We start from the raw sequence: 26,519 nt of genomic DNA on the forward strand, positions 1-26,519 counted from the left end.
CGAGCCGACGACCCCGTGTGAGAGAGGTGCACCATGACCGTGACCGCCGAACGTGAGAAGGCCCTGCTGGAGTCCGTCCCGAAGGGCCTGCTGATCGACGGAGAGTGGCGTGAGGCCTCCTCCGACACGACCTTCGACGTGAAGGACCCGGCCACCGGCGAGGTCCTCGCCTCCCTGCAGGACGGCGGCTCGGACGACGCGATGGCCGCCTTCGACGCCGCCTGCGCCGCACAGAAGGACTGGGCCCGCACCCCGGCCAAGGAACGGGCGGACATCCTGCGCCGCGCCTACGACATGATCAACGAGCGCGCCGAGGACTTCGCGCTGCTGATGACCCTCGAGATGGGCAAGCCCCTGGCCGAGGCCCGCGGCGAGGTCACCTACGGCAACGGGTTCCTGCGCTGGTTCTCCGAGGAGGCCGTGCGCCACTACGGCCGTACCGTGAACGGCCCCGAGGGCACCCTGCGCATGCAGGTGAACCACAAGCCGGTCGGCCCCTGCCTGCTGATCACCCCCTGGAACTTCCCGCTGGCCATGGCCACCCGCAAGGTCGGCCCCGCCGTCGCCGCCGGCTGCACCATGGTGCTCAAGGCCGCCAAGCTCACCCCGCTGACCACCCAGCTGTTCGCGCAGGTCATGCAGGAGGCCGGCCTGCCCAAGGGCGTGCTCAACGTGGTCTCCGGCTCCTCCGCCTCCGCGATCTCCGGGCCCATCCTCGAGGACCCGCGCCTGCGCAAGGTCTCCTTCACCGGCTCCACCCCGGTGGGCGTGAAGCTGATGCAGGACGCCGCCAAGAACGTGCTGCGCACCTCCATGGAGCTCGGCGGCAACGCCCCGCTGATCGTGTTCGAGGACGCCGACCTCGACGCCGCGGTGGAGGGCGCCTTCGCCGCCAAGATGCGCAACATGGGCGAGGCCTGCACCGCCGCCAACCGCTTCCTCGTCCACGAGGACGTGGCCGAGGAGTTCACGAAGAAGTTCGTGGCCAGGCTCGAGGCCCTCAAGCCGCTGCGCGGCACCGACCCGGACTCCACCCTCGGCCCGATCGTGGACGAGGGCGCCCGCGATGACATCCACGCGCTCGTCACCGAGGCCGTGGAAGCCGGCGGCGAGGTGCTCACCGGCGGCGACAAGGTCGAGGGCCCGGGCTACTTCTACCAGCCCACCGCACTCAAGGTGGACAAGGACAACCCGATCCTGAAGCAGGAGATCTTCGGCCCCGTGGCCCCGATCGTCACCTTCTCCACCGAGGAGGAGGCCATCGAGATGGCCAACGACACCGAGTACGGCCTGGCGTCCTACATCTTCTCCAAGGACTACACCCGCATGTACCGGGTCTCCGAGCAGATCGAGTTCGGCCTGGTGGGCTACAACGCCGGCGTGATCTCCAACCCGGCGGCCCCGTTCGGCGGCGTCAAGCAGTCCGGCCTCGGCCGCGAGGGCGGCGCCGAGGGCATCGAGGAGTACACCACCGTCCAGTACATCGGCATCGCCGACCCGTACGCGGGCAAGTGATGCGCTGACCGGCTGCGCTGTTGTGCTGACCCGCCGCACAGCAACCGAGACCACGGCCCCCGGAGGAGACTCCGGGGGCCGTGGCCGTCCTAGAGTGGGCCGCATGCCCACTGAACTGAGCCCCGACCACGCCGAGCCGCCCTCGGTCCCCGAGGCCTACCTGCCCCGGCAGGCCGAAGCCCCGGCCGGCGACGGTCCCCGCCGCGACGAGAAGGACGAGAAGACGGGCCGGAAGCGCCGCCTCGAGTATCCACCCGCGCCGGAGCCGCTGCCGGTGCCCGTGGTGGACAACCACACCCACCTGGACTTCCGCGACGGCCTGGTGACCGTCACGCCGTCGCAGGCGATGGACGCGGCCGAGGCCGTGGGCGTCCGCGGCGCCGTGCAGGTGGGCTGCGATGTGGCCTCGGCCCGCTTCACCGTCGAGTCCATCGAGGCGGACCCGCGGCTGCTCGGCGCCGTGGCCATCCACCCGAACGACGCCGCACGGCACGCCGAGCGCGGGTCCCTGGACGAGGCGCTCGCCGAGATCGAGCTCCTCGCGGCACATCCGCGGGTCCGCGCCGTGGGGGAGACCGGCCTGGACTACTTCCGCACACGCGATGAGGCCGGTCATGCCGTCCAACAGGAGTCCTTCCGCTGGCACATCCGGCTCGCCCGCACCCTGGGCAAGGCACTGCAGATCCATGACCGCGACGCCCACGACGACGTCGTCCGCATCCTGCTGGAGGAACAGGGCGCAGGAGGGCTCCCGGAGAAGGTCGTGTTCCACTGCTTCTCCGGCGAGGTCGACCTGGCACGCATCTGCAACGAACACGGCTGGCACATGTCCTTCGCCGGCCCGGTGACGTTCAAGGCCAACGACGCCCTGCGCGAAGCCCTCCCCGAGGCCCGCGAGGACCTGCTGCTCGTCGAGACCGACGCGCCCTTCCTGACGCCGCACCCGTACCGGGGGCGCCCCAACGCCCCCTACCTGGTGCCGTACACCCTGCGGCACATGGCGCAGGTGCGCGGGACGGACGTGGACGACCTCGCCCGTGCGATCGACGCGAACACGACGGCGGTGTACGGAGAGTTCTGACGGGCCGGGGTCCGTCCGGCGCACCGGTCGAGGGCCCTGGGACGTTCCGCCCAGGGCCCTCGGTGCTTCCGTCACCGGCCGGGCATCAGTCCCTCTTCCGCTCCTTCTTCGCCTCGTCCATCGCCTCGACGACGGCACCGGCCGCCGCCGAGACCGCGGCAGGATCCGTGGGGGCCGGGCTGGTGGACGGCGCGTAGCGGGCCCACTGGACCGCAGACCGGACGGTGTCCATCTCCTCCTGGCGCTCCGGCACGAGGGCCACCCACGCGGCGGCCGCCGCGGCCTCGGCCTGGGAGGGGCCCTGCCGGACCTTCGAACGGGCTGCGGTGTCCCGTACCTCGGCCCAGGCGGCCAGCACGCGGGCACGTGCCTGGTCCTCGCCCTCCCACGGGCCCTCCAGACGCCGCCGCCGACGGCGCCTGCGCCACCAGGCAGGCCCGAAGATCGCCGCGGCGACCACGGCCACGAGCAGGAGGACGCCGAGCACGATGCCGACCACACGGAACACGTCGGCGGCCGAGACACCGGGCTTCTGCGGCTCGTCCCCGGCCTGCTCGGTGGACTCAGGCGACGCGGTCGGGCTCGCAGCCTCGGTGGGAGAGGGAGAGGCCGATGTGGAGGCCGAGGGCAAGATCTCGGTCGGGCTCGGCGAGGCCGGTTCGGAGGCAGACGGCGAGGCGGACTCGGACGGCAGGGCGCCGGCACCGGCACCGGCCTCCGGGTCGGTGTAGTCCGGGGCATCGGCCACGCCGGAGGTCGGCTCGAAGGCGATCCAGCCGACTCCGTCGAAGTAGACCTCCGGCCACGCGTGGGCCCGGTTCGAGGGAATGTCGGTGGGCTCACCGGCCTGACCGGTCTCCGGGGCGTAGCCGATGACGATGCGGGTCTGCAGCCCCTGCGACTCCGCCATCAGGGCGAAGGCCGAGGCGAAGTGCACGCAGTAGCCGGTGCGCTTCTGGAGGAACTGCTCCGTCATGGACAGCCCGGAGCCGTCGTAGTCGTCGTCGACGGGAGCCGTGGTGGAGTAGTCGAACTCGTCCGAACGCAGCCAGGCCTGCAGGGCGTTGGCCTTCTCCCAGTCGGAGGCGCCGCCGTCCATGACCTCCTCGGCCTGGCGGGCGAGCTCGGAGTCCTGGAGCCGGGCACGCTCGTCCGCGCTCATGCGGTCCCGGTCCGGCCCCTCCTGGTCTGTGCCAGCCGCCTGCTCAAGGTGGGCGGGCATGTCCTCGGGGGCGGCCGCGATCGCCGAGTCGATCAGCGTCAGACCGCCGGACAGACGGGTCGGCGTCGGCCGCGCGATGACGGTGTCCTGCAGCAGCGGCACCCAGTCGTCCTCGGCCGCCGGAACACGCTGGGCGCCGTTCGGCACGGGGATCCAGTCGGGGGAGAACCGGTCCAACGTCACGGTCACCTGGTCCGTGGTCTGCGGCAGCCCGGGCTGCGGGAAGGCGATCTCCTGGCGGGCGAAGGGGGCGTTGTCATCCGGACGGCGCAGGTGCCACGTGTCCGCCATGATGTCCTCCACCACGCCGGTGCGCAGGTACCGGCCGGTCCCGTCCTCGGTGGTGAGGGAGATGCCCGTGGGGCCGGGGGTGCGGCGCAGGTCCTCGCCGAGGTTCACCTCGGTGTTCAGCTGGGGACCGGAGCTCTGGCCGGACGTCCACCGCTGGCCCTCCGGAAGCAGGCCGGAGGTCAGCTGCGGCAGGGTCGCCGCGGCGACCAGCAGGGCCAGAAGGGCCGCCGCGGCGGTGCCCGCCGAGCCCAGGGCGCTGCGGACGCGCCGGGTCGGGTGCGCCAGCCACATCAGCCCCATCCAGGCGGCGGCGGCCAGCAGCATCGCCGGCAGCGGAGTCACTCCCGCGGTCACCACCGCGCCGATGACGACCAGGGTCAGCGCCGGTGCGCCGGCGAGGGTGGGCTGGTCCAGGGAGCGGGCGAGCAGCAGTGTCAGCGCGAGCGCGAGCAGCAGCACCGCGCAGGTGCTGGCGACTGCGCCTGCGGATGCGGTGATGGGCGGGGTCTCCTGCGCGATCGTCCGGCCCAGGAGGGAGATCTCCTCCTGCAGGGCTCCGAACGTCTGTCCGGTCGGGAGGGCGCCGAGCAGCAGGGTCTCGGACCAGCCGATGCGCAGCCAGAAGACTGCGGCGACCACCGCACCGGCCAGCACGCCCAGCAGCCCTGCGGTGTCGCCGGAGGCGTCACGGTGTTCGAACCAGGCGGTCACCGGCGTCCAGGCGACGGCAAAGGCGATGCACGGCAGGAACGCGGCCCAGAACCAGGGTCCGGCGAAGAGGGCGTCCGCGGCCTGCGCCGCGGCACCGATCAGGACCAGGGACAGCAGTGCGACCGCGGCGCAGCCGAGCAGGGCACGGGGGAACGTCGGGGGCGCGTCGGCGGCCGACGCGTCGTCCTGGACCGGGGCGGAGACGGTGGGTGCGGCGGACATCATCGGTCTCCTCCCGTGCTCGTCAGGACGTTCCAGCCGGCAGAGCGCCAGCGGTCTGCCTCGGCGGCCGCGGCCTCGGTCACCAGCACCACGGCTCCGCGCTGCGCAGGCGCCGCAGGAGGATAGGGCGTCGAGGCGCCGACGACGGCCACGAGCATCACGGCCGCACCGTCGATGGCGTCGCGGCGCAGTGACCAGGGCGCCCCTTCATGGTCCGCGCCGTACATGTCGGTCCAGGCCGAGGCGGGGTCGAAGCGGTCGCCGGTGTGGTCCACCACGTCCACGTCCAGGTCCGTCTGGGATCGCAGGGAGTTCTCGACGGCGGCGGCGGTGGCCACGACGGCCTCCAGGGCATCGTCGGTGCTCACCTCGTGGCCGGACGGGGACACGTGCCTCTGCGGCTCACCCGAGCCGAGGGTGCGGTCCACGAGCAGCTGGACCGGCGCTCGGTCCTCGGGCTCCTCGGCGCGCACCATGAGCTGGCCGGCGCGTGCGGTGGCGCCCCAGTGCACGCGGTGCAGGGCGTCGCCGGCCGTGTGCTCGCGCAGCCCGACGTCGTCCGGGCGCTGGGTGCGTCGATACCCGATGGCGCGCGCCACCTGGGCCATCAGCACCCGGTCCAGGTCCGCCGGGAGAGGCCTGCGGCGCGGGCCCACCGGCAGCTCGGCCTCCTGGGGGACGGCGATCCGCTGACGTGCGCTCCACAGGCCGAACGGTCCGGTGACGCGGCAGCGGACGGCGTCCAGCTCGTAGCGACCTCGCCAGTGGGGGAACAGGGAGAGCGCCGAGCCGCGCAACGGGGTCCACCCGCCGGCACGGGCGGAGCGCCACAGACGGCGGAGGCGTCGAGACCGAGGCGAGGGGCCGTCGTCGGGACGCAGGGACTCGGGGAGGTACACCTCGAGGCCGGCGCCGCCGGACAGGGAGTCAGCGCGCGTGTGCACGGTGAGGTCCAGGGGCTCGAGCCGTTCGTGCAGTCCGTGCAGGCTGTCCGTGCGCGGAGCGGCCAGACCGATCCAGGACCGCTCCCAGGCGCGACGGGTGAGGACGAGCTCGACGAGTGTCAGGACCAGGGCGGCCAGCACGAGGATCAGCAGGAACAGGCCCACCGCGATCGCCTCGCGTCGGCCCAGCACCGGGCCGAGCGCCAGGAGCACGACGCCGAGGATCATGAGCCCCACGGCGTCGGCACGGGGACGGAACCGGGGCAGCCGGGTCAGCGGCGCGCTCATCGGGCGGCTCGAGCCTCGGCGCGGGAGGCGAAGGGGGCCTGGACCTGGGAGAGGACCTCGTCCACGATGCGGCGCGCCTGCGGCGAGGTGGTGTCATGGCGGACGGGTCCGTCCAGCAGCAGGCGGTGGGCCAGGACCACATGGGCCACGGCGCGCACGTCGTCCGGGACCACGTAGTCGCGGCCGCTCAGTGCGGCTTCGGCGCGGGCGGCCGACATCCACTGCACCAGCGCGCGCGGGCTCGCGCCCACGCGCACGTCGGCGTGCCGGCGGGTGGCCTGGCCGAGCGCCACGAGGTAGCGGCGCACCGGCTCGCCGACGGCGACCAGGGAGGTGGCGGCGACCAGGCTGCGGGCGGTGTCCACATCCATGACGGGCTCGACGTCGTCCTGGACGGCCGCGTCGGGGCGGTCCGGGTCGTGGGTGTGGTGGGCCAGCATCAGCACCTCGGCGTCCGTGTCCGGGTAGCCCATGGAGATGCGGGCCATGAAGCGGTCCCGCTGGGCTTCCGGCAGCGGGTACGTGCCCTGGGAGTCGGAGGGGTTCTGGGTGGCGACCACCATGAACGGGTCCGGCAGGCGGTGCGTGGTGCCGTCCACGGACACCCGGTGCTCCTCCATGGCCTCCAGGAGGGCTGCCTGCGTCTTGGCCGAGGCACGGTTGATCTCGTCCGCGATCACGAGGTGGGCGAACACCGGGCCGGGGCGGAACTGGAAGTCGTGGCGCTCCTGGTGGAACACGGAGACGCCCGTGATGTCCGCCGGCAGCAGGTCCGGGGTGAACTGGATGCGGTTCACCTCGCCGCCGACGGCGCCGGCCAGGGTCCGGGCGAGCAGGGTCTTGCCGACGCCGGGCACGTCCTCCACCAGCAGGTGGCCGCCGGCCAGCTGTACCAGGACCGCGGTCCGGACGGCCTCGGGCTTGCCTTCGACCACCTCCTGGATCCTCGCGATGAGGGCGTCGGTGAGCTCGGTGAAGGCGGGAGTGCCAGGGCGCATGGACGTGAACTCCTGTCAGGCGGGGCCGGGGAGGTGACCGCCCGCGGGATGCGCACGGCCTCTGTTTCGGCCAGCCTACGCCCCGTGATGTGGAACAGTTCGGACGGTGCGGTTCGTCACCGATCCTTGATCTACCGTGACCAAGTCGTTATCGTCGATCCCGTTCATCTCGTGATAGGTCCCTACGTCGGCGTGATCCGCCGCAGCTGCACGGCTGAGATGCCGTGGCCAGTGTGCGACTGTCCGAGTCCCCTTGAGGAGAGAAGGCTTCATGCTGTCTGCCCCGAATCTGCGTTCGACCCGTCCCGGCCGTCTGGCCGCCGTCGCTGCGATCGCCGCCCTCGGTCTGACCGGATGCGCCGGTCAGGACGATGCCGCCCAGGCGAAGCAGGAGGACGTGACCCTGGAGCGCGTGGCCCAGGTGGAGAAGGACGAGGCGGACAAGGGCGGGGACGTCGAGCGTCAGGCCGAGGAGTCGGAGAAGGCCCGGAAGGCTGAGAAGAAGGCTGCCGAGAAGTCGGAGAAGGCCGAGGCGGCCGAGAAGAAGAAGGCCGCCGAGCAGAGGGCTGCGCAGCAGAAGGCCTGGGCGGAGAAGGTTGCCGAGCGTGAGGCCATGGAGAAGGCGTGGGCCGAGAAGGCAGCCGAGCGCCGCGCCGCCGAGCAGGAGGCCGCGGAGGAGGCCTGGGCGAAGAAGGTTGCCGAGCGTGAGGCCGCGGAGAAGGCGTGGGCCGAGAAGGTTGCCCAGCAGCGCGCCGCCGAGGAGGCTGCCCAGCGGCGCGACGCTGAGGAGAAGGCCGCGCAGCAGAAGGCCGCCGAGGAGGCTGCCGAACAGAAGGCTGCCGAGGAGGCCAAGGCGAAGCAGGCCGCCGAGCAGAAGGCTGCAGAGCAGAAGGCTGCAGAGCAGGCCGCCCAGCAGAGCGTCGCCACCGAGCGCGTCGCCGTCGAGCGCACCGCCTCCACCACGTCGAACGACGCCGTGTGGGACCGCCTGGCGCAGTGCGAGTCCGGCGGCAACTGGTCCATCAACACCGGCAACGGCTTCTACGGAGGCATCCAGTTCAAGCAGGACGTGTGGGTCGCCAACGGCGGCACCCAGTACGCCCCGATGCCGCACATGGCCACCCGTGAGCAGCAGATCATCATGGGCAAGAAGATCCAGGCCATGGCAGGCTGGGGCGCCTGGCCCAGCTGCGCGGCCCAGCTGGGTCTGTCCTGATCCGACCTGCGCATGACGCCGCGGCCCGGTCCCTCCACAGGGGCCGGGCCGCGGCGCGTCTGCGGTCGATAGACTCGTGACCATGCCCGACCACGCCGACGACACCTCCGCCGCGCCCGGCGTCGCCCCGCTGCTCAGCGCCGCGGACATCCGGCGCATCGCCGCGGAGCTGGACCTGCGCCCCACCAAGTCCTGGGGGCAGAACTTCGTGATCGACCCGAACACCATCCGCCGCATCGTCGCCGCCGCCGCGCTCGCCGAAGACGAGCACGTCCTCGAGGTCGGCCCGGGTCTGGGATCGCTCACCCTCGGCCTCATGGACGCCGCGGCCGCCGTGACCGCCGTGGAGATCGACCCGACGACGGCCGCCCGCCTCCCCGCGACCGCCTCCGCGATGCGTGCGGGCGCCTCCGAACGCCTCGCCGTCCTCCACGGCGATGCGATGACGGTGACGCCCGAAGAGGTCGACGCGGTCCGACCGGCTGCGGCGCAGGGCGGCCCGACCGCGCTCGTGGCGAACCTGCCGTACAACGTGGCCGTGCCCGTGCTCCTGCATGTGCTCGAGCACTTCCCGGACATCCGCCACGGGCTCGTCATGGTGCAGGAGGAGGTGGCCGACCGGCTCGCCGCCGGACCCGGCTCGAAGGTCTACGGGGTGCCGTCGGCCAAGGCCGCCTGGTACGGCCCCGTGCGCAAGGTCGGCACCATCGGCACCCAGGTGTTCTGGCCAGCGCCCCGCATCCACTCCGGGCTCGTCGCCTTCGAGCGTGCCGCGCAGCCGCCGGTGGCAGGCGTCGAGCGTGAGGACGTGTTCGCTGTGGTGGACGCGGCCTTCGCCCAGCGCCGCAAGACCCTGCGCGCCGCCCTGTCCGGCTGGGCGGGCAGCGCTTCCGCCGCGGAGGACGCGCTGCGCGCCGCCGGCGTCGAGCCCCAGACCCGCGGTGAGGCCCTCGGCATCGCGGACTTCGCCCGCATCGCCGCGGCCCGTGGTGCCCAGGTGACTGAGGAGACCGCATGAACACGCACGCGCGCCATGATGTCCACGGCGACGTCGCCCGCCGCCACGTCACCGCCACCGCGCCGGGCAAGGTCAACGTCTCCCTCCGGGTCGGACCGCTGCGCCCGGACGGCTACCACGACGTCGCCAGCGTGTACCTGGCCGTGTCCCTGACGGAGACCGTCACCGCGGTGGCCAGGGACGACGGCCGCATCACCGTGGGGCCCTGCCCTCGCCACGTGAGCCTCGTGGACGCCCACGATGTCCCGTGGGACGAGTCCAACCTCGCCCACCGTGCCGCCGTGCTGCTGCGCGAGCGCATGGGGCTGGACCCCGAGACCCACGGCGTGGACCTCCAGGTGGCCAAGCAGGTCCCCGTCGCCGGCGGCATGGGCGGGGGGTCGGCCGACGCCGCGGCGGCGCTCGTGGCCTGCTCCGCCCTCTGGGACACCGGACTGACCCGCTCGGGACTCGCCGAGCTCGCCGCGGAGCTCGGCGCGGACGTCCCCTTCTCCGTGGTCGGAGGAGCCGCGGTCGGTCTGGGCACCGGCACCGACCTGACCCCCGTGGCAGCCCGGAATCCCGTGCATCTCGTGGTGGTCCCGGCGGACGGCGGACTCTCGACGCCGGTGGTGTTCGAAGCCCTCGACCGCCTCCGGGCCGAGGGCACCCTGGACTCTCCTGGGGGCGTAGAGGTGAACCAGGACGTGGTCCGCGCCCTGGCCCTCGCCGACCCGCTGGCGCTTGCCCTGGCCATGGACAACGACCTGCAGACGCCGGCCGTCTCCCTGTTCCCGGAGCTGTCCGATGTCCTCGACCTCGGCCTGGACGAGGGGGCGCTGCGCGGCATGGTCTCCGGCTCCGGTCCCACGCTGCTGTTCGTGGCCCGGGACGAGCAGGAGGCCGAACGCCTGGCGACCGCGGTGAAGGAACGGACCGGCATCGAGGCGATCCCGGTCCACGGCCCCGTCCACGGTGCCGGCCTGCTCTGACCGGCGCGCCACACGGGCCGGCTCCGGCCCCTCTGACGACTCCCTGACCCCACCCGGCGTCCGGCACGGACGCGGAAGGACTGACACCACCGCTCATGGCACATCTGCTCGGCGCTGAGAACATCGGCATCTCCTTCGGCACCCGCACCGTCCTCGAGGGTCTCTCCCTCGGCGTGGACGAGGGCGACCGCATCGGACTGGTCGGCCGCAACGGAGACGGCAAGTCCACCCTCATGCGGATCATGGCCGGCCTGCAGACCCCGGACTCCGGCCGTGTCACCCGGCGCGGCGGCGTGCGTGTGGGCGTGCTGGACCAGCGTGACGACCTCGACCCCGCCCACACCGTCAAGCAGGCCGTCGTCGGGGAGGTGGACGACCACGTCTGGGCCTCGGACGCCAAGGTCCGCGACGTCTTCGACGGTCTCCTGTCCGGCCTGGACCTCGAGCGGACGGTGGAGGGGCTCTCCGGCGGACAGCGGCGCCGCGTGGCCCTGGCCGCACTGCTCGCGGACGACCATGACGTCCTCTTCCTGGACGAGCCCACCAACCACCTGGACGTGGAGGGCGTCGCGTGGCTCGCCCAGCATCTGAAGGGCCGCTGGCGCCCCACCGACGGCGCCCTCGTGGTGGTGACCCACGACCGTTGGTTCCTGGACACCGTCTGCACCCGCACCTGGGAGGTCCACGACGCCACGGTGGACCCGTTCGACGGCGGCTACGCGGCGTGGATCCTCGCCCGTGCCGAGCGTGCCCGCCAGGCGGCCGTGGCCGAGCAGAAGCGGCAGCAGCTGATGAAGAAGGAGCTCGCCTGGCTCCGCCGCGGTGCTCCGGCGCGCACCTCGAAGCCGAAGTTCCGCATCGAGGCGGCCAACGCGATCATCGCGGACGTCCCCGAACCCCGGGACTCGGTGTCCTTGGCCAGGATGGCCACCGCCCGACTCGGCAAGGACGTCCTGGACCTCGAGGACGTCTGCCTGGCCCTCGGCGCCAAGACCGTCCTGGACCACGTCACCCTGCGCCTGGCCCCGGGCGAACGCCTCGGCATCGTGGGCGTCAACGGTGCCGGAAAGTCGACCCTGCTCAAGCTGCTGGACGGCCGTGTCCAGCCTGACGCCGGCCGTGTCAAGCGGGGCAAGACCGTGGTCACGGCGACGCTCACCCAGGACGTGCAGGAGCTGGACGAGGTCGCGCACCTGCGCGTGGCCGAAGTCATGGCCCGTGAGGGCTCGAGCTTCCGGGTGGGAGAGAAGGAGATGTCCTCGGGCCAGCTTCTCGAGCAGCTCGGCTTCGGCACGGACCGTCAGTGGACACCGGTCGCCGAGCTCTCCGGCGGCGAGCGACGCCGGCTGCAGCTGCTCCGCCTCCTGGTGGGAGAGCCCAACGTCCTGCTCCTCGACGAGCCGACCAACGACCTGGACACGGACACCCTCGCCGCCGTCGAGGACCTGCTGGACGGTTGGCCGGGCACGCTGATCGTGGTCTCCCACGACCGCTATCTGCTCGAGCGCGTGACGGACCACCAGGTCGCCCTGCTCGGCGACGGCAAGGTGAGGGGCCTGCCCGGGGGAGTGGACCAGTACCTCGAGCTGCGCTCTGCGATGCCGGCATCCGGATCCGCCGTCGAGGCCAGTGCGCGGACCGACGGGCCGGTGTCGGCGGCCGCAGGAGCCGGATCGGCCGACGGGGCGGCTCCTGCGGGACCGACAGCCGCCGAACGCAGGCAGGCGCGCAAGGACATGGCCCGCCTGGAGCGGCAGCAGGAGAAGCTGAGGGAGCGCGCCGCCGGCCTGGAGGCACGGCTGGCCGAGCTCAGCGACGCGCAGCGCTTCGGCGAGCTCGGACCGGTCGACGCCGAGCTCCAGCAGGTGAACGCCGAGCTGGAGGCGGCGGAGGAACAGTGGCTCCTCGCTGCCGAGCTGGCGGAGTGATCCTGTCCATGTCAGCGTTCTCACATGCGTATGTGATGAGCTCCTCGGTGCCGAACGTCTAGCCTGGACCGCCTGGGTCTGCTTACCATTCACGGCATAGGAAATGCTCAGGATCCTGGCCGCAGGAGCCTGACCGTCGGGCCGCCCTTCGTCGACTCCGACGTCCGCGGACCGCAAGCAAGAGGGAGAACGTGGCAACCACCTTGGAGACATCGGCAGCGCATGCCCGGCCTGCACGGCCGCCCCGGCCCCAGGGAGAACGACTGCTCGGTGCCTCCTGGCATCAAGGGATCCCGCGACTGCTCGTCCTGGTGGACAGCGTGCTCATCCTGCTCAGCATGCTCATGGCAGAGTTCCTCCGATTCGGGGGGCTCGGCGCCCGCATCGTCGGTATGGATGTGTTGAACTACACCGCCCTCACGGTGTTCCTCGCCGCCGGGTGGGTCGTCACCCTCGCCATCGTCGGTTCGCGCGACATCAAGGTCTTCGGTGTGGGCGCGGAGGAGTACAAGCGGGTCCTCAAGGGGACTCTCTACTTCTTCGGCGCCGTCGCCATCGTCTCCTATGTGACCCGTACGGATACCGCCCGCGGCTACGTGGCCGTCGCCCTGCCGGTCGGCCTGCTTGCCGTGCTGCTGGGCCGCTTCGCTGTCCGCACCTGGGTCGCGCGCCAGCGCGCGAAGGGCCGCTACCGCCGCCGCATGCTCCTGGTCGGCGGTCCAGGCGGCGTCGCACACGTCCATGGTGTCCTTGTCTCAGAGGCTGGGTCGGGCTATGAGCCAGTCGCGGCGGTCATGCCCGGATACCGGCCCCGGGGTGAGGGGTTCCTGCCGATCCCGAGCCGTACGGATCTGAGCACCATTGGTGAGATCGTGGACTTCGCCGTGGACAATCAGGTCGAGGCCATCACCCTCACCTCAGGTGATCCGTTCCCGCCGCATGACGTGCGCCGCCTCGGGTGGGAGCTGCAGGAGCGCGGCATCTCGCTGATCATGGCGCCGGCCCTCGTGGACGTGGCCGGTCCCCGGATTCACATGCAGCCGTTGGCCGGCATGCCGCTCATCCACGTCAGCACGCCTCGCCTGTCCAGGGGTAAGGCGGCCACCAAGCGCGCGTTCGATGTCCTTGCAGCCGGCGTCGGGATCGTCCTGATCTCCCCACTGCTGCTCGGCGTCGCCCTCGCGGTGCGCCTGGACAGCCCCGGCCCCATCCTGTTCCGTCAGGAGCGCGTCGGCCTCCACGGCAGACGGTTCACCATGCTGAAGTTCCGTTCCATGGTCCCGGACGCGGAGAGAATCAAGTCCGCCCTGTCCTCGGACTCGGGCGATGCGAACGTCCTGTTCAAGATGAAGGACGACCCGCGCATCACCAGGGTCGGCCGCTTCATCCGGCGCACGAGCATCGACGAGCTTCCCCAGCTCATCAACGTCCTGCGTGGGGACATGTCCCTGGTGGGCCCACGCCCGCACCTTCCCCACGAGGTCGAGCAGTACGAGGACTACGTCCACCGCAGGTTCCAGGTGCAGCCGGGCATCACCGGCCTCTGGCAGGTCTCAGGTCGCTCCGACCTCTCGTGGGAGGATGCCGTTCGCCTCGATCTCTACTACGTGGAGAACTGGTCCCTCCTCGGGGACATCGTCATCCTCGGCCGCACGGTCCGCGCTGTCACCGCCGCGGACGGCGCCTATTGACCGCGGCCGCCATCGCGCTTCGGCCGGGGCGCCCGTGGGCGGAAGTCCGCCGTGTGGAAGAATGACGACGCGTCGCCGCGCCTGCCGGTGCGGCCGACGGTCCGCCCTGGTGTAATGGCAGCACGCCGGCCTTTGGAGCCGTGCAGTCTAGGTTCGAATCCTAGGGGCGGAACACCGGGCCGCCTCCGTCAGGCGACCGGCCCTCGACCGCCATCCCAGGAGAAGCGCAGGAATGTCCGAGACCACCGCACCCCGACCGTCCGCCGTGATCGTGCTGGCCGCAGGCCAGGGCACCCGCATGAAGTCCGCCACCCCCAAGGTGATGCACACCATCGGCGGCCGCTCCCTCGTGGGCCATGCCCTCCACGCCGCCGCGTCGCTGGACCCGGAGCACCTCGTCGCCGTCGTGCGCCACGAGCGGGAGAAGGTCGCCGCGCACATCGAGGAGCAGCTTCCGGGCATCGCCATCGCGGACCAGGACGAGATCCCGGGCACCGGCCGCGCCGTGGAGCTCGGCCTCGAGGCCGTGCCGGCCGAGACCGAGGGCACGGTGGTGGTCACCTACGGCGACGTCCCGCTGCTCACCCCGGAGACCCTCGCGAACCTCGTCTCCACGCACGAGGCGGACGGCAACGCCGTCACCGTGCTGACCGCCACCCTGGAGGACCCCACCGGCTACGGCCGCATCGTCCGCGACGCCGCGGGTCTCGTCGAGCGGATCATGGAGCACAAGGACGCCGTCGCCCACGCCGAGTCCACCGGCGACTCCTCGTTCGTGGAGATCGCCGAGGTCAACTCGGGCATCTACGCCTTCGACGCCGCCCTGCTGCGCCGCACCCTGCCGACGCTGTCCACGGACAACGTCCAGGGCGAGAAGTACCTGACGGACGTGCTGGGCCTGGCCCGTGCCGAGGGCGGTCGAGTGGCCTCCGTCGGCACCGACGACGTCTGGGAGGTCGAGGGCGCGAACGACCGCCGCCAGCTCTCCGACCTCGGCCGTCAGCTCAACGACCGCGTGCTGCGCCACTGGATGAAGGAGGGCGTCACCGTGATCGACCCCTCCTCCACCTGGGTGGACGTCACGGTGCAGCTGTCCAACGACGTGCTCCTCAAGCCGGGCACCCAGCTGCACGGCACCACCACCGTGGGCGCCGACGCCGTGATCGGCCCGGACACGACCCTCACGGACACCGAGGTCGGCGCGGGCGCCACCGTGAAGCGGACGGATGCCACGGGCGCCGTCATCGATGCGAACGCCACCGTGGGCCCCTTCACCTACCTCCGCCCGGGCACCGTCCTGGGCGAGGACGGCAAGATCGGTGCGTTCTATGAGACGAAGAACGTGACGGTGGGCCGCGGTGCGAAGCTGTCCCACCTCGGCTATGCCGGGGACGCGGAGATAGGCGAGTACACCAACATCGGCTGCGGCAACATCACGGCCAACTACGACGGAGTGAACAAGTACCGGACCACCATCGGCGCTCACGTGCGCACCGGCTCCAACACCGTCTTCACCGCCCCGGTGACGGTCGGGGACGGCGCCTACACCGGTGCCGGCGCCGTCGTCCGCGAGGACGTCCCTGCCGGCGCGCTCGCACTGAACAGGGTGGAGCAGCGCATCATCGACGGCTGGGTGGTGGCCAAGCGCCCGGGCACCGGCTCGGCGGACGCCGCCGAGGCGGCCGGCGCAGACCGCGACTGAGGCACGCGACAGACCAGGACATAGGATGGCTCCGGGCCGCCAGGACGGCCCGGAGCCGCAGATCCCGAGAGAGCAGGGGAGCGAGAATGACGGAACTGAGCCGCAGCGAGGACAAACGACTGGTGCTGGCCGCCGGCCGGGCGCACCCGGAGCTGGCCACGGAGATCGCGGAGGAGCTCGGCACCGAGCTGTTGCCGATGAGCGCCTATGACTTCGCGAACGGGGAGATCTACGTCCGCTCGGGCGAGTCCGTCCGCGGCAAGGACGTCTTCGTCATCCAGTCCCACCCTGCTCCGCTGAACAACCACCTCATGGAGCAGCTCATCATGATCGACTCCATGAAGCGGGCCTCGGCCCGCCGCATCACCGTGGTCTCGCCGTTCTACCCTTACGCCCGCCAGGACAAGAAGGGGCGCGGTCGCGAGCCGATCTCCGCCCGCCTCGTCGCGGACCTGTACCAGGCCGCCGGTGCATCCCGCGTGATGTCCGTGGACCTGCACACGGCACAGATCCAGGGCTTCTTCGACGGCCCGGTGGACCACCTGTTCGCCATTCCGCTGCTGGCGGACTACATCCGCACCCGCCTGGAGGGTGAGGAGGTCACCGTGGTCTCCCCGGACACCGGCCGCGTGCGTGTGGCCGAGCAGTGGGCGGACCGTCTCGGCGGCGTGCCGCTGGCGTTCGTGCACAAGTCCCGTGACCTCACCGTCCCGAACCAGGCGGAGTCCAAGACCGTGGTCGGGGACATCGAGGGCCGCGTCTGCGTGCTGATCGACGACATGATCGACACCGGCGGCACCATCGCCGGCGCCGTGCGCGTCCTCAAAGAGGCCGGCGCGAAGGACGTCATCATCGCCGCCACCCACGCCGTCTTCTCGGATCCGGCCGCCCAGCGCCTGGGCGAGTGCGGCGCCCGCGAGGTGGTCGTCACCAACACCCTGCCGATCCCGGAGGAGAAGCGGTTCCAGAACTTGACCGTCCTCTCGATCGCCCCGCTGATCGCCCGTGCGATCCGCGAGGTCTTCGAGGACGGTTCGGTCACCAGCCTCTTCGACGGCGACGCCTGAGCCATGGCGAGCACCTCAGCCAGCACGGAGGACCACCACGACGGCGTCTCCGAGGGCCCGTCGGCGAGCCGTGGCCGGCAGCGCCGTCAGCTGCCGTTCGCCGTCTCGGTCCTGCTCAACGTACTCGTGGCCCTGGCGGTGGTGGCCGTGGTGCAGGCATTCCTGGTCAAGGTCTACTCGGTGCCCTCGGGCTCCATGGAGAACACCCTCCAGGTGGGGGACCGGATGCTCGTCAACCGGCTCGCCTACGGCGGGGACGGCACTCCGGAGCGCCAGGACGTCGTCGTGTTCAACGGCGATGAGCACTGGGCTCCGCCGCTGGAGGACTCCGGTGCGCTGGACACCGTCGTCCGCACGTTCGGGGACATCACGGGCATCGGTGTCTCCCATGACCAGGCGCTGGTGAAGCGCGTGATCGGCCGCGGGGGCGAGGAAGTGGAGTGCTGCACGGACGAGGGCAAGGTCACGGTGGACGGCAAGCCCCTGGAAGAGCCGTACATCTATCAGGACCTGCCGTATGCCAAGGACGAGCTGGACTGCTCGAGCGAGCCGCGCTCCCAGCGGTGCTTCGGCCCGATCTCGGTGCCGGAGGGGAAGCTGCTCGCCGTCGGCGACCACCGTTCGAACTCCTCGGACTCCGTCATCGGCTGCCGCGGCCTCTCTGCAGAGGAGGCAGGCCCGGACTGCGCCCGGTTCGTGGACGAGGAGGATGTGGTCGGCGAGGTCTTCGTGACCGTCTGGCCGCCCGCCAACTGGTCCACGCCGTGACCGCAGGAGCCTGCCGGCCGCGGAATTCCCGACGGCGGCCGCTGCCCTGACATACGAAGGTCCCCGCACGGTCGGGGACCTTCGTCGTGTCGGGGATGTCCGGCTCAGCGCCGGAGCAGTCCTCGCTCGGTGAGGTCGTCGAGGCCCTGCACCACGATCTGCTCGGCGTCGTCCGGCACGTCCGTCTCCTCGGCCAGTCGTTCGACGAGCTCGGCGGGGGTGCGGGCGACGTCCAGGTGCAGCCAGAGAGCGGCGCCGAGGCCGCTGAGCACGGTGAGCTCGGTGCCGTGCAGCAGCAGGAGCCGTCCGTCGTCGGTGAGGACGCCGTCGTCCACCTCGGTGCGTGCACGCGCCCCCACGGCGCCGGGCAGCGAGGCGGTCAGCTCCTCCTCGGTGAGCGCGTCCCAGGCCGGGTCGATCGGTGCGGCGGGGGAGGAGAGGAGGTCCTGGACCACTGGGAGCAGGTCCTCGGCTTCACGGTAGACCAGGCGCACCGCCCCGCCCTGGGAGTCCAGCAGCGTGCACAGCGTCACCAGGCCGCGCGGCAGGCGGCCGAGGGAGGAGGACTGCGGGGTCAGCGCGGTCACGGCGGTGACGATGTCCATCGGCTCGGCGTGGGCGAGGACCTCCTCATCGCCCTCGCGGACGCGGTCCAACACCGCGATGCGGGCGAGTTCGGCGTCCTCGAGGGTCGGGCCGAGGCCGAGCTCGTCCGGCCCGTGCTGATGCTTCGGCCGCACTCCCGAGGAGCCGTAGAGGGACAGGGGTTTGGCGTAGGGGGTGATCCGGCGGGTCTGCGGATCCACGATCGTGGTCTCGTCCGTGAGATAGGCGAGGTGTCGGCCCAGGCGCCGCGTGGCGGTGGACTTGCCCGTGCCGGAAGCCGCGGTGAGTGCCAGGGCCTGCTTGGTCTTCGGAAGGGCCAGCGCGGCCGCGTGGAGCATGATGTGGGTGCCTCGACCGGAGGCGATGGCGGCCTTCGTGGCGTCGTAGACGATCTGCTCGTGGAACGCGGTCCAGTCCGCAGACGTACGGGTCAGCCGCGGCACCTGGTCCGCCGCGCAACGGTGTTCGTCGTCCTCATCTGCGGCCGCCGGCGGTTCGTGGTCCCGGACGTCGCAGCGGGACCAGTGACGCCGGATCTCCGTCTCTTCCTGCGGGGCGAGTCCGTCCACATCGATGTGGCCCAGGCCGACGTGCAGCCGCAACATCTGAGTCTCCTGTCGTGTGGCGGCCAGGGATTGGGGCGGTGGCCGCAGGGGAACGGTGTCAGCAAGGTACCAAAGTCCGGCCACCGGATCTGATCGGTCCCTGTGGCGGGGAGAAGGCGACGAACGTGTCGGTGGGTCCAGCATCGCTGGTACGCTTCTCTTCGTTGCCCAGGCGAGGGAGTCGAGGACTCCGTGATCGACGAGGCCGCCGGACGCCGTCCGCACCGCTCTGATCTGAGCCGTGCCTGACGCTCCGGCCCCCTTCCCTGGAGACACCCGCGTCCCGCACGGGTCGCGGCCGAGAGAACCAGAGGAGGACGTCATGTCTGACAAGATCAAGATCAAGGTCACCCGCCGCACCGACTTCGGCAAGGGTGCCGCCCGCCAGGCCCGCCGCGCCGGCCAGATCCCCGCCGTCGTCTACGGCCACGGCCAGGACCCCGTGCACCTGCTGCTGCCGGCCCAGGAGACCACCCTGGCCGTCCGCAACCCGAACGCCCTGATCACCGTCGTGAACGAGGCCGGCGAGGAGCACCTGGTGCTGCCGAAGGACATCCAGCGTCACCCGATCAAGATGACCGTGGACCACCTGGACCTCATCGAGGTCCGCCGCGGCGAGAAGGTCATCGTCGAGGTGCCGGTCGAGGTCGAGGGCGAGGTCGCCCCCGGCACCACCTACAACCTGGACCAGGCCGTGGTGTCCGTGGAGGCCGAGGCCACCAACCTGCCGGAGTCCGTCACGGCGAACATCGAGGGCCGTGAGGCCGGCGACCACCTGTACGCCTCGGACCTGCAGCTGCCGGCCGGCGTTGCCCTGGACATCGAGGAGCCGGCCGAGTACGTCATCGTCTCCGTCTTCGAGCCGATCGAGCAGGACCTGGGCGACGAGTCCGTCCAGGAGGAGCAGGCCGCAGAGAGCGAGGAGTCCGAGGGCTCGGACGACGCCGAGGGCTCCGAGGACTGATCTGCCTCATGACGGGAACCACGCTCATCATGGGCCTCGGCAATCCGGGGCCCCAGTATGAGCGCACCCGTCACAACATCGGCCAGATGGTGGTGGGGGAGCTCGCCTCCCGCATGGGGGTCGGGTTCACCCACCACCGGGCCGGTGCCCAGGTCGCCACGGGACGGCTGGGGATCGGCGGCCCCCGCGTGGTGCTGGCCGCCTCCACCGGATACATGAACGTCTCCGGCAGGCCCACCGCGGCGCTCTGCCGTTTCTACGGGCTCGGCGCCGAGGATCTGATCGTGGTCCACGACGAGCTCGACATCCCCTTCGACACCCTGCGCATGAAGGTCGGCGGGGGAGAGGGCGGCCACAACGGGCTGAAGTCCATCACCGCCTCGCTGGGCACCAAGGACTACCGCCGCGTCCGCGTCGGCATCGGTCGTCCGCCAGGGCGCATGGACGTCGCCGACTATGTCCTGAAGCCCTTCACCAAGGCCGAGCAACAGCTGCTGCCGCTGCACGTGGACCGGGCGGCCGACGCCGTCGAGGCTTTGCTCACGGACGGGCTGCAGGCTGCCCAGACACGCTTCCACTGACCACCGCACGCACGGCCGCCGGCTTCAGTGCTGTCGGTTACTGCCTTGAGGCGTCGTCTGGGGGCGGGTGGCCCTGTCCAAGGCGTCGGTGAGGACGTCCAGGACCGGTTCGAGGGTGGACGCCATCTCCAGATAGTCGTCCTCCGCCTTGCCGAAGGGGTCGGCCAGGTCCAGTCCGTTCAAGGCGTTGCGCGCCTGGGAACGGTGCTGGGCCGCCACGCGGCTCATCGCGGACACACCCATCCCGGGCTGCAGCCATGAGCCGTCGGTCTGCTCGTCGAGCATCGGCAGAAGCGTCCCGATCTCGAGCATGGTGAACGTCCGCTTCAGCGCGGTGGGCGTTTCCCGGAGGACGAGGTCGAGGTGGTCTGCCGTGGCTGTGATGATCAGGTCGGCGCCCTCGACGGCTCGGCGGTCCAGCGGCGCAGGCCGGTGGTCCTCCAAGCCGGTGATGCCCTGTGCGAGGCCCCTGCGCACCAGGGGCTGGGGTACGGTCAGAGCCTGGTTCGGGTGCGTTCCGCGGCTGCCGACCGCGATCCGGTCCTCGAGCCCTGCGCCGCGCAGACGGTGGCTCAGCCCGTGCTCGGCATAGGCCGAGCGGCAGATGTTCCCGGTGCACACGAAGAGCACGGCGGCCCTGTGGGCCTCGTCGGAGGAAGGTCGGCTCGGAAACCCGGGACGGCGAAGGTGAAGCATGGAGGCGGCTGTCCGTTCTCAGCTCTGCCGGCTGCGGCCGTCCAGCCAGGCCTGGAGCTCGCGCGCCTGACGGGTGACGACCTTGCCCACCATCGGTTCGGCCTTGGCGGCCAGGGTGGAGCCGACCAGCGGGATCTTGCAGGCCAGGGTGCCGTCCACGGCGTACTCCGTGCCGGCGCCGGCGACGCGCAGGGCGGTGGAGGCCTCCGCGGTGGCCTTCGCCTTCGCCACGGTGATGGTGGTGGTGCCGGTGCGGGAGCCGTCGGCCGCCGGGGCGTTCCACCGCTCGACCTGCTCGATCTGCAGGTTGTCTCCCACGAACTTGCGGGCCTTCTCCGGGACCTTGTCGGTCGGCGCGGTGCGGACCGTGGTGACGGTCATCGCGCCGGTCGGGTCGCCCTCGCGGGAGAAGGAGACGAGCGAACCGCCGAGGGACTCGATGACGCTGCGGTGGAAGTCCTCGCTGCCGAGGGCCTCGGCCACCTCGCCGGGGGTGCGGGCGATGGTGTGCTGGGCGGAGAAGGCCATTGTTCACTCCTGGTGAGACGGTCCGACGGGATTCATGGTCAGCCTATATGCTGGACCAGCCCGTCGGCCCGGCCCGCACCAGTCGCCCCACGCCGGGACGTTGCTCGGACCGCGCCCCTCCCCGGCCGGAAGGTACCCCCATGTCAGCACTCTGGGCTCTCGCGGTCATCCTGATCGCCAGCGGACTGGCCAAGCTCCAGGCACCCCAGGAGACCGCCGCCACGTTCACCCGCCTGGACGTGCCGGCGACGCTCTCCCACCCGTCGTTGGTGAAGGCCTTCCCCTTCCTGGAGGTCCTGCTCGGCATCGCACTGCTGCTGCCGTTCACCGTCCTGCGGCCCCTGACGGCGCTGGCCACGGTGGTCCTGTTCATCGCCTTCACCTGGCTGGTGGTCCGGGCGAAGGACAAGGGCGTCTCCTGCGGTTGCTTCGGCCCCACGGCCCGGCCCATCACCGGCTGGACCGTCCTGCGCAACATCATCCTTGTGGTGCTCGCACTGCTCGGCCTGTTCGAGGCGGTCATCACCCTCACCGTCACGGGCGTCCGCATCGCCTGGTGGCCGCTTGCCGGGTTCTTCCAGGGCTACGTGGAGTGGTCCGTCCTCGTCACCGTCCTGCTGACGGCGGCCGCCTATCTCATCGGCCGGGACACCGCACCGCTGGAGCAGGAGGCAGGCGTCGCGGCCGGAGCGGGTGCTCCGACCCCGGCCGCCGAGGCCCCGCAGGCCCCCGAGCCGAACGCTGACGCCGACCCCGACGGCGAGCCCGCACGCCATCCGATCCCCGACGCCGTCCTCGGCACGGACCGGGGGTTCGAACGCCTGCAGGACATGGCCGCACGCCAGTCGATGCTCCTGCTGCACGTGTCCGCCGGCTGCGGGTCCTGCCGCCGCGTGATGGACCACATCGAGCACATGGACCCGCAGATCGGTCCGGTGGCGCTCCGCGTCCTCAAGCCGATCCACCAGACCGACGCCGCCGCTCCGGCCGGTGTGGGCGCCGTGCCCCGGGACATCGTCCTGACCGATCCTGCCGGCAGCGCGGTCCGGGACCTGGGCATGCAGCGGTATCCGTCCGCGGTCCTGGTCGGCACCGACGGCCTGACGGCCGGGGGCCCGGTCTCCGGCGCGGACGACGTCATCGACCTCATCAAGGAGGTCCGGGAGATCATGGCGGAGGCCGGACATCTCCAGCAGCCCGCCACCGACGAGACCGCCCAGGAGCCCACCGCATGACCGAGACGCCGGTTCTCGCCCCGCTGTTGCCCACCGTCCTGACGGACGAGGCCCTCGCCGCGGCCCGGGACTCCGCGGCCCGGCCGGGGGACCGCACCCCGGACCTGCAGATCGGCCTTCCCGACGGCGGCCGCGCACCTCTGCTGGCGTCCCTCGCCGACTCTGTGGCCGCCTCCGGCGGGGACGACGCCGTCGTCCTCGTCGTCACGGCGACCACGCGTGAGGCCGAGGACCTGGCCGGCGACCTGGCGGCATGGACCGCGCCGGAGTCGGTGGCCCTCTTCCCGTCCTGGGAGACGCTGCCGCACGAGCGGCTCTCGCCGCGTTCGGACACCGTGGGCGTCCGCCTCGAGGTGCTGCGTCGGCTGACGCATCCGCGAGAGCACGGGGCGGCCCCGCTGCGGGTCGTCATCGCCCCGGTGCGTGCCGCACTGCAGCCCCTCGTCTCCGGGCTCGGGGACCTGGCTCCCGTGCACCTGGAGGTGGGGCAGGAGACCGACTTCGACGGCGTCGTCGCCGCGCTGGCCGGTGCCGCCTACGCACGCGTGGACATGGTCTCCAAGCGCGGCGAGTTCGCGGTGCGCGGCGGACTGATCGACGTCTTCCCGCCCACCACCGCCTACCCGGTGCGCGTGGAGTTCTTCGGCGACGAGGTCGAGCAGATGCGCTGGTTCTCCGTGGCGGACCAGCGGTCGCTGGAGGACACCTCGGCGGACGGATCCGGCCACCCGACGGTGCTGGACGCACCGCCGTGCCGCGAGCTGCTGATCACCGAGGCGGTGCAGGAGAAGGCCCGCGCGCTCAGCCCGAGCATGCCCGCCGCCGCAGACATGCTGGACCGGATCGCCGAGGGCATTGCCGTCGAAGGCATGGAGTCCCTGTCCCCGCTGCTGGCCGAGTCCATGACCTCCCTGCCGGCCATGCTCCCGGCCGGCTCGCTCACGGTCCTGGCCGAGCCCGAGCGCATCCGCCACCGCGCGGACGACCTGCTGGCCACCAACGAGGAGTTCCTCCATGCGGCCTGGGCGGGAGCGGCCCACGGCGCCTCCGCCCCGGTGGACATCGCCTCTGCGGACCAGGAGGACGCCGGAGGGTTCCTCACCCTGGCCCGGCTGCGCGAGGAGACTCTGGAACGCGGGCAGGGACACTGGTCCACCACGGCGCTGAACCCGGACGACGAGCTGCTGCCGGAGGCCTCCACCCTGCGGGCCGGCATGGGCGTGCCGCGCACCTTCGGCGGAGACATCGGAGCCCTCGTGGAGGCCCTGCAGGAGCGCACGCGGGACGGCTGGTCCGTCGTCGTGCTCACGGACGGACCAGGATCGGCGCGACGTCTTGCCGAACTCGCCTCCGAAGGCGGTGTGACGGCCTCGATCTTCGACGGCCCCGTCCCCGCCCAGCTGCCGTCCGGCCAGGTGCTGCTGGGCGCGGCCGCCGTGGGGACGGGCTTCACCCTCCCGGGGGCCAAGGTGGCCCTGGTCACCGAGCAGGACCTCTTCGGCCGTCAGCGCACCGCCGGCACCCGGGCCGCCGGAGCGAAGCTGGCGCGCAAGCGCAGGAACGCCGTGGACCCGCTGGCGCTGACACCGGGCGACTTCGTGGTCCACGCCCAGCACGGCATCGCCAGGTTCGTCGAGCTGCAGCGTCGCAAGGTCGCCGGGGCCGCCCGCGGCGCCGCCGAGGACTCCTACCGCGAGTACCTCGTCCTCGAGTACGCCTCCTCCAAGCGCGGTGCCCCGGGAGACCGCCTGTTCGTGCCGACCGAGCAGCTGGACCTGATCTCCCAGTACGTCGGCGCGGAGACGCCCACGCTGTCCAAGATGGGCGGCTCGGACTGGGCGAACACCAAGTCCAAGGCCAAGCGGGCGACCAAGCAGATCGCCGGGGAGCTGATCCGGCTCTATTCGGCCCGCATGGCGTCCAAGGGCCACGCCTACGGCCCGGACACCCCGTGGCAGAAGGAGCTGGAGGAGGCGTTCCCCTACATCGAGACGCCGGACCAGCTCACCACCATCGACGAGGTCAAGAAGGACATGGAGGCCGTGGTCCCCATGGACCGGCTGGTCTCCGGCGACGTCGGCTTCGGCAAGACCGAGGTCGCCGTGCGTGCAGCCTTCAAGGCCGTGCAGGACGGCAAGCAGGTGGCCGTGCTGGTGCCCACCACGCTGCTGGCCCGCCAGCACCACCAGACGTTCTCCGACCGCTTCGCCGGCTTCCCGGTGCGCGTCGGTGCGCTCTCGCGCTTCCAGACGGCCAAGGAGTCCAAGGACGTCCTCAACGACCTGGCCTCGGGCGAGCTGGACGTGGTGGTCGGCACCCACCGGCTGCTGGGTCAGGGCGTGCAGTTCAAGGACCTGGGCCTGGTGATCGTGGACGAGGAGCAGCGCTTCGGCGTGGAGCACAAGGAGGCGCTGAAGAAGATGCGCACCAACGTGGACGTGCTCGCCATGTCCGCGACGCCGATCCCGCGCACCCTCGAGATGTCCCTGACCGGCATCCGAGAGACCTCCACCCTGGCGACGGCACCGGAGGAACGGCACCCCGTGCTGACCTCCGTGGGCCCCTACACGGACCAGCAGGTCACCGCCGCCATCCGCCGCGAGCTGATGCGCGAAGGCCAGGTCTTCTACGTCCACAACCGCGTCACCAGCATCGACGGCGTCGCCCGCCGCATCGCCGAGCTCGTGCCCGAGGCCCGCGTGGCCGTGGCCCACGGCAAGATGGGCGAATCCCGCCTCGAGCAGATCATGGTGGACTTCTGGGAGAAGAAGTTCGACGTCCTGGTCTCCACCACCATCGTGGAGACGGGCCTGGACATCGCCAACGCGAACACACTGATCATCGAGGACGCCCATCGCTACGGCCTGGCCCAGCTGCACCAGCTCCGCGGCCGCGTCGGCCGTGGCCGCGAGCGCGCCTACGCCTACTTCCTCTACGACCCGCTCAAGCCGCTCGGAGAGGTCGCGCTGGAGCGCCTCAAGGCCGTGGCCACCCACAACGAGCTCGGTGCCGGCATGCAGCTGGCCATGAAGGACCTCGAGCTGCGCGGTGCCGGCAACCTGCTGGGCGGCGAGCAGTCCGGTCACATCGCCGGTGTGGGCTTCGACCTCTACCTCCGCATGGTCGGCGAGGCCGTCGCCGACTTCAAAGGTGAGGAGGACACCTCGCCGGCCGAGGTCAAGGTCGAGCTGCCGGTCAACGCCCATCTGCCGCACGACTACGTGCCAGGGGAGAGGCTGCGCCTGGAGATGTACCGCAACCTCGCCGCCGCGCACGACGACGCCGCCGTGGATGCCGTCGTCGAGGAGCTCCAGGACCGCTACGGCGAGCCTCCGGCGCCGGCCCAGGCGCTCATCGCGGTCGCCCGGTTCCGCAACCGCGCCCGCGCCGCGGGCGTGACCGAGGTGATGATGCTCGGCAAGAACGTGAAGTTCGGCCCGGCGGCGGACCTGCCGGAGTCCCGTCGGCTGCGCCTGTCCCGCATGTATCGCGGCGCCCAGGTCAAGCCGGCGCTGAACGCCGTGCTGATCCCGCGCCCCATGACCAAGCCGGTCGGCGGTCGCGAGCTGACGGACGCCCCGCTGCTGGAGTGGGCCGATCAGGTGCTGACGGCGATCTTCGGTACCGCAACGGGCTCTTGATCGGACGGAGGAAGCCACGGCACAGTGGCC

The 26,519-nt window shown here is 71.6% G+C and carries 20 protein-coding genes and 1 tRNA gene; 15 read left to right on the forward strand and 6 right to left on the reverse strand.

What is annotated here, in order from left to right; translation table 11 throughout:
- Positions 1-33: 33 nt before the first annotated feature.
- Together MLY01S_RS00505 and MLY01S_RS00510 are read left to right on the forward strand one after the other, a co-directional pair.
- A complete protein-coding gene (locus tag MLY01S_RS00505; protein ID WP_067188156.1) occupies positions 34-1,515 on the forward strand; it encodes an NAD-dependent succinate-semialdehyde dehydrogenase in 1,482 nt (493 codons plus the stop codon).
- A gap of 103 nt (positions 1,516-1,618) precedes the next feature.
- A complete protein-coding gene (locus tag MLY01S_RS00510) occupies positions 1,619-2,596 on the forward strand; it encodes a TatD family hydrolase (protein WP_082739485.1) in 978 nt (325 codons plus the stop codon).
- 85 nt (positions 2,597-2,681) lie between these two features.
- Here MLY01S_RS00510 and MLY01S_RS00515 read toward each other — a convergent pair whose 3' ends face one another.
- Genes MLY01S_RS00515 through MLY01S_RS00525 form a run of 3 tightly spaced genes read right to left on the reverse strand, consistent with a single transcriptional unit; the run spans position 2,682 to position 7,272 of the window.
- The gene (locus tag MLY01S_RS00515; protein WP_067188159.1) at positions 2,682-5,042 is read right to left on the reverse strand and encodes a transglutaminase TgpA family protein; all 2,361 of its coding nucleotides are present in this window, start codon (positions 5,040-5,042) and stop codon (positions 2,682-2,684) included.
- Positions 5,042-6,274: a DUF58 domain-containing protein gene (locus MLY01S_RS00520; RefSeq protein ID WP_067188163.1), complete on the reverse strand. Its 1,233-nt coding sequence runs from the start codon at positions 6,272-6,274 to the stop codon at positions 5,042-5,044. Before MLY01S_RS00520 ends, MLY01S_RS00515 begins: the two co-directional genes overlap by 1 nt.
- On the reverse strand, positions 6,271-7,272 hold the full coding sequence (locus tag MLY01S_RS00525; RefSeq protein ID WP_067188166.1) for an AAA family ATPase: 1,002 nt from the start codon (positions 7,270-7,272) through the stop codon (positions 6,271-6,273). Before MLY01S_RS00525 ends, MLY01S_RS00520 begins: the two co-directional genes overlap by 4 nt.
- A gap of 271 nt (positions 7,273-7,543) precedes the next feature.
- On the opposite strand from MLY01S_RS00525, the gene MLY01S_RS12755 reads away from it, so the two are divergent.
- The 9 genes from MLY01S_RS12755 (at position 7,544) to lepB (ending at position 17,633) form a co-directional block, all read left to right on the forward strand.
- Positions 7,544-8,488 carry a transglycosylase family protein gene (locus tag MLY01S_RS12755; protein WP_067188169.1) on the forward strand — a complete coding sequence of 315 codons (945 nt, stop codon included), beginning with the start codon at positions 7,544-7,546 and terminating at the stop codon, positions 8,486-8,488.
- 82 nt (positions 8,489-8,570) lie between these two features.
- The gene (gene rsmA, locus MLY01S_RS00535) at positions 8,571-9,506 is read left to right on the forward strand and encodes a 16S rRNA (adenine(1518)-N(6)/adenine(1519)-N(6))-dimethyltransferase RsmA (RefSeq protein ID WP_067188340.1); all 936 of its coding nucleotides are present in this window, start codon (positions 8,571-8,573) and stop codon (positions 9,504-9,506) included.
- On the forward strand, positions 9,503-10,477 hold the full coding sequence (locus MLY01S_RS00540) for a 4-(cytidine 5'-diphospho)-2-C-methyl-D-erythritol kinase (protein ID WP_067188172.1): 975 nt from the start codon (positions 9,503-9,505) through the stop codon (positions 10,475-10,477). The genes rsmA and MLY01S_RS00540 overlap by 4 nt, the downstream gene beginning before the upstream one ends.
- A gap of 95 nt (positions 10,478-10,572) precedes the next feature.
- On the forward strand, positions 10,573-12,405 hold the full coding sequence (locus MLY01S_RS00545; RefSeq protein WP_067188175.1) for an ABC-F family ATP-binding cassette domain-containing protein: 1,833 nt from the start codon (positions 10,573-10,575) through the stop codon (positions 12,403-12,405).
- A 320-nt stretch (positions 12,406-12,725) separates the two neighbouring features.
- Positions 12,726-14,096 (forward strand): sugar transferase, encoded by a 1,371-nt coding sequence (locus tag MLY01S_RS00550; RefSeq protein ID WP_306301684.1) that lies wholly within the window; start codon positions 12,726-12,728, stop codon positions 14,094-14,096.
- Between the two features lie 100 nt (positions 14,097-14,196).
- Positions 14,197-14,268: transfer RNA gene (locus tag MLY01S_RS00555), tRNA-Gln, on the forward strand.
- 60 nt (positions 14,269-14,328) lie between these two features.
- Positions 14,329-15,798, forward strand: coding sequence for a bifunctional UDP-N-acetylglucosamine diphosphorylase/glucosamine-1-phosphate N-acetyltransferase GlmU (glmU, locus tag MLY01S_RS00560; protein ID WP_067188182.1), 1,470 nt, complete (start codon positions 14,329-14,331; stop codon positions 15,796-15,798).
- 86 nt (positions 15,799-15,884) lie between these two features.
- On the forward strand, positions 15,885-16,865 hold the full coding sequence (locus MLY01S_RS00565; RefSeq protein WP_067188185.1) for a ribose-phosphate diphosphokinase: 981 nt from the start codon (positions 15,885-15,887) through the stop codon (positions 16,863-16,865).
- A gap of 3 nt (positions 16,866-16,868) precedes the next feature.
- The gene (lepB, locus tag MLY01S_RS00570) at positions 16,869-17,633 is read left to right on the forward strand and encodes a signal peptidase I (RefSeq protein WP_067188188.1); all 765 of its coding nucleotides are present in this window, start codon (positions 16,869-16,871) and stop codon (positions 17,631-17,633) included.
- 104 nt (positions 17,634-17,737) lie between these two features.
- On the opposite strand, the gene MLY01S_RS00575 is transcribed toward lepB, so the two are convergent.
- A complete protein-coding gene (locus MLY01S_RS00575) occupies positions 17,738-18,844 on the reverse strand; it encodes a PqqD family protein (RefSeq protein ID WP_067188190.1) in 1,107 nt (368 codons plus the stop codon).
- Positions 18,845-19,166: 322 nt separating this feature from the next.
- On the opposite strand from MLY01S_RS00575, the gene MLY01S_RS00580 reads away from it, so the two are divergent.
- Together MLY01S_RS00580 and pth are read left to right on the forward strand one after the other, a co-directional pair.
- Positions 19,167-19,808, forward strand: a complete 642-nt coding sequence (locus MLY01S_RS00580) for a 50S ribosomal protein L25/general stress protein Ctc (RefSeq protein ID WP_067188193.1) — start codon at positions 19,167-19,169, stop codon at positions 19,806-19,808.
- Between the two features lie 8 nt (positions 19,809-19,816).
- Positions 19,817-20,389 (forward strand): aminoacyl-tRNA hydrolase, encoded by a 573-nt coding sequence (pth, locus tag MLY01S_RS00585; RefSeq protein ID WP_067188195.1) that lies wholly within the window; start codon positions 19,817-19,819, stop codon positions 20,387-20,389.
- Positions 20,390-20,413: 24 nt separating this feature from the next.
- Here pth and MLY01S_RS00590 read toward each other — a convergent pair whose 3' ends face one another.
- Together MLY01S_RS00590 and MLY01S_RS00595 are read right to left on the reverse strand one after the other, a co-directional pair.
- Complete coding sequence (locus MLY01S_RS00590) at positions 20,414-21,019, reverse strand: arsenate-mycothiol transferase ArsC (protein ID WP_167635485.1); 606 nt, start codon at positions 21,017-21,019, stop codon at positions 20,414-20,416.
- 84 nt (positions 21,020-21,103) lie between these two features.
- Entirely contained in the window at positions 21,104-21,613 is a 510-nt protein-coding gene (locus MLY01S_RS00595; protein WP_067188199.1) for a DUF2505 domain-containing protein, read from the reverse strand.
- A gap of 140 nt (positions 21,614-21,753) precedes the next feature.
- Here MLY01S_RS00595 and MLY01S_RS00600 point away from each other — a divergent pair, with 140 nt between their 5' ends.
- Both MLY01S_RS00600 and mfd read left to right on the forward strand, forming a co-directional pair.
- Complete coding sequence (locus MLY01S_RS00600) at positions 21,754-22,848, forward strand: MauE/DoxX family redox-associated membrane protein (protein WP_067188201.1); 1,095 nt, start codon at positions 21,754-21,756, stop codon at positions 22,846-22,848.
- The gene (mfd, locus tag MLY01S_RS00605; protein ID WP_067188204.1) at positions 22,845-26,489 is read left to right on the forward strand and encodes a transcription-repair coupling factor; all 3,645 of its coding nucleotides are present in this window, start codon (positions 22,845-22,847) and stop codon (positions 26,487-26,489) included. Before MLY01S_RS00600 ends, mfd begins: the two co-directional genes overlap by 4 nt.
- Positions 26,490-26,519 lie beyond the last annotated feature (30 nt).

This window comes from Micrococcus lylae NBRC 15355 (assembly GCF_001570885.1).
In the GTDB taxonomy this organism is placed as follows: domain Bacteria; phylum Actinomycetota; class Actinomycetes; order Actinomycetales; family Micrococcaceae; genus Micrococcus; species Micrococcus lylae.

Coding starts and splice junctions, on each gene's coding strand:
- MLY01S_RS00540 (WP_067188172.1), top strand. CDS start 9,503: ATGAACACGCACGCGCGCCATGATGTCCACGGCGACGTCGCCCGCCGC.
- MLY01S_RS00545 (WP_067188175.1), top strand. CDS start 10,573: ATGGCACATCTGCTCGGCGCTGAGAACATCGGCATCTCCTTCGGCACC.
- MLY01S_RS00515 (WP_067188159.1), bottom strand. CDS start 5,042: ATGTCCGCCGCACCCACCGTCTCCGCCCCGGTCCAGGACGACGCGTCG.
- MLY01S_RS12755 (WP_067188169.1), top strand. CDS start 7,544: ATGCTGTCTGCCCCGAATCTGCGTTCGACCCGTCCCGGCCGTCTGGCC.
- MLY01S_RS00600 (WP_067188201.1), top strand. CDS start 21,754: ATGTCAGCACTCTGGGCTCTCGCGGTCATCCTGATCGCCAGCGGACTG.
- MLY01S_RS00565 (WP_067188185.1), top strand. CDS start 15,885: ATGACGGAACTGAGCCGCAGCGAGGACAAACGACTGGTGCTGGCCGCC.
- MLY01S_RS00505 (WP_067188156.1), top strand. CDS start 34: ATGACCGTGACCGCCGAACGTGAGAAGGCCCTGCTGGAGTCCGTCCCG.
- MLY01S_RS00520 (WP_067188163.1), bottom strand. CDS start 6,274: ATGAGCGCGCCGCTGACCCGGCTGCCCCGGTTCCGTCCCCGTGCCGAC.
- glmU (WP_067188182.1), top strand. CDS start 14,329: ATGTCCGAGACCACCGCACCCCGACCGTCCGCCGTGATCGTGCTGGCC.
- MLY01S_RS00580 (WP_067188193.1), top strand. CDS start 19,167: ATGTCTGACAAGATCAAGATCAAGGTCACCCGCCGCACCGACTTCGGC.
- pth (WP_067188195.1), top strand. CDS start 19,817: ATGACGGGAACCACGCTCATCATGGGCCTCGGCAATCCGGGGCCCCAG.
- rsmA (WP_067188340.1), top strand. CDS start 8,571: ATGCCCGACCACGCCGACGACACCTCCGCCGCGCCCGGCGTCGCCCCG.
- lepB (WP_067188188.1), top strand. CDS start 16,869: ATGGCGAGCACCTCAGCCAGCACGGAGGACCACCACGACGGCGTCTCC.
- mfd (WP_067188204.1), top strand. CDS start 22,845: ATGACCGAGACGCCGGTTCTCGCCCCGCTGTTGCCCACCGTCCTGACG.
- MLY01S_RS00510 (WP_082739485.1), top strand. CDS start 1,619: ATGCCCACTGAACTGAGCCCCGACCACGCCGAGCCGCCCTCGGTCCCC.
- MLY01S_RS00575 (WP_067188190.1), bottom strand. CDS start 18,844: ATGTTGCGGCTGCACGTCGGCCTGGGCCACATCGATGTGGACGGACTC.
- MLY01S_RS00595 (WP_067188199.1), bottom strand. CDS start 21,613: ATGGCCTTCTCCGCCCAGCACACCATCGCCCGCACCCCCGGCGAGGTG.
- MLY01S_RS00525 (WP_067188166.1), bottom strand. CDS start 7,272: ATGCGCCCTGGCACTCCCGCCTTCACCGAGCTCACCGACGCCCTCATC.